Source organism: Aquibacillus koreensis (assembly GCF_025154055.1).
GTDB lineage: Bacteria > Bacillota > Bacilli > Bacillales > Amphibacillaceae > Aquibacillus_C > Aquibacillus_C koreensis.
Genome location: NZ_JAOALK010000011.1, coordinates 1 through 2,420 on the forward strand (window position 1 = coordinate 1; position 2,420 = coordinate 2,420).

Sequence of the window (2,420 nt, forward strand, 5' to 3'; positions counted from 1 at the left end):
GGGAGGACCATCTCCCAAGGCTAAATACTCCCTAGTGACCGATAGTGAACCAGTACCGTGAGGGAAAGGTGAAAAGCACCCCGGAAGGGGAGTGAAATAGTACCTGAAACCGTGTGCCTACAAGTAGTCGGAGCGCGTTAATGCGTGACGGCGTACCTTTTGTAGAATGGACCGGCGAGTTACGATCTCCTGCAAGGTTAAGTCGCATAGACGGAGCCGCAGCGAAAGCGAGTCTGAATAGGGCGCTTTTAGTAGTAGGTCGTAGACCCGAAACCGTGTGATCTACCCATGTCCAGGGTGAAGGTCAGGTAACACTGACTGGAGGCCCGAACCCACGCACGTTGAAAAGTGCGGGGATGAGGTGTGGGTAGGGGTGAAATGCCAATCGAACACGGAGATAGCTGGTTCTCTCCGAAATAGCTTTAGGGCTAGCCTCAAGAGTTGAGTACTGGAGGTAGAGCACTGATTGGACTAGGGGCCCTCACCGGGTTACCGAATTCAGTCAAACTCCGAATGCCAAATACTCTATCTTGGGAGTCAGACTATGGGTGATAAGGTTCATAGTCGAAAGGGAAACAGCCCAGACCGTCAGCTAAGGTCCCAAAGTATACGTTAAGTGGAAAAGGATGTGGAGTTGCTTAGACAACCAGGATGTTGGCTTAGAAGCAGCCACCATTTAAAGAGTGCGTAATAGCTCACTGGTCGAGTGACTCTGCGCCGAAAATGTACCGGGGCTAAACGTATCACCGAAGCTACGGATTGCGAAAGAATTACTCTTTCGCTTTGGTAGGAGAGCGTTCTAAGTGCTGTGAAGTCAGACCGTGAGGACTGGTGGAGCGCTTAGAAGTGAGAATGCCGGTATGAGTAGCGAAATAGAAGTGAGAATCTTCTACACCGAATGCCTAAGGTTTCCTGAGGAAGGCTCGTCCGCTCAGGGTTAGTCGGGACCTAAGCCGAGGCCGAAAGGCGTAGGCGATGGACAACAGGTTGATATTCCTGTACCACCTCTAGACCGTTTGAACGATGGGGGGACGCAGTAGGATAAGGAAAGCGCGCTGCTGGTTATGCGCGCCCAAGCAGTGAGACTGTTGGATAGGCAAATCCGTCCAACTTAAGGTTGAGCTGTGATGGGGAGGGAAATATAGTACCGAAGTTCCTGATTTCACACTGCCAAGAAAAGCCTCTAGTAAGGTCTATGGTGCCCGTACCGCAAACCGACACAGGTAGGCGAGGAGAGAATCCTAAGGTGATCGGGAGAACTCTCGTTAAGGAACTCGGCAAAATGACCCCGTAACTTCGGGAGAAGGGGTGCTTCTTGCATGAGAAGCCGCAGTGAAAAGGCCCAAGCGACTGTTTAGCAAAAACACAGGTCTCTGCGAAGCCGTAAGGCGAAGTATAGGGGCTGACACCTGCCCGGTGCTGGAAGGTTAAGGGGACATGTTAGCCGTAAGGCGAAGCTTTGAACCGAAGCCCCAGTAAACGGCGGCCGTAACTATAACGGTCCTAAGGTAGCGAAATTCCTTGTCGGGTAAGTTCCGACCCGCACGAAAGGTGCAACGACTTGGGCACTGTCTCAACGAGAGACCCGGTGAAATTATACTATGCGTGAAGATGCGCATTACCCGCGACAGGACGGAAAGACCCCGTGGAGCTTTACTGTAGCCTGATATTGAATGTTGGTACAGTTTGTACAGGATAGGTGGGAGCCTGAGAAACCGGAGCGCTAGCTTCGGTGGAGGCGCTGGTGGGATACCACCCTGACTGTACTGACCTTCTAACCCACGACCGTGATCCGGTCGGGAGACAGTGTCAGGTGGGCAGTTTGACTGGGGCGGTCGCCTCCTAAAAGGTAACGGAGGCGCCCAAAGGTTCCCTCAGAATGGTTGGAAATCATTCGCAGAGTGTAAAGGCACAAGGGAGCTTGACTGCGAGACCTACAAGTCGAGCAGGGACGAAAGTCGGGCTTAGTGATCCGGTGGTTCCGCATGGAAGGGCCATCGCTCAACGGATAAAAGCTACCCCGGGGATAACAGGCTTATCTCCCCCAAGAGTCCACATCGACGGGGAGGTTTGGCACCTCGATGTCGGCTCATCGCATCCTGGGGCTGTAGTCGGTCCCAAGGGTTGGGCTGTTCGCCCATTAAAGCGGTACGCGAGCTGGGTTCAGAACGTCGTGAGACAGTTCGGTCCCTATCCGTCGTGGGCGTTGGAAGTTTGAGAGGAGCTGTCCTTAGTACGAGAGGACCGGGATGGACACACCGCTGGTGCACCAGTTGTTCTGCCAAGAGCATAGCTGGGTAGCTACGTGTGGAAGGGATAAGTGCTGAAAGCATCTAAGCATGAAGCCCACCTCTAGATGAGACTTCCCATCATTTTAAATGAGTAAGATCCCTCAGAGACGATGAGGTTGATAGGTTCGA

1 rRNA gene is annotated in these 2,420 nt (G+C 52.9%); it reads left to right on the plus strand.

The window, feature by feature from the left end:
* Positions 1-2,420 (plus strand): 23S ribosomal RNA (locus NYQ66_RS02575); the annotation flags it as partial.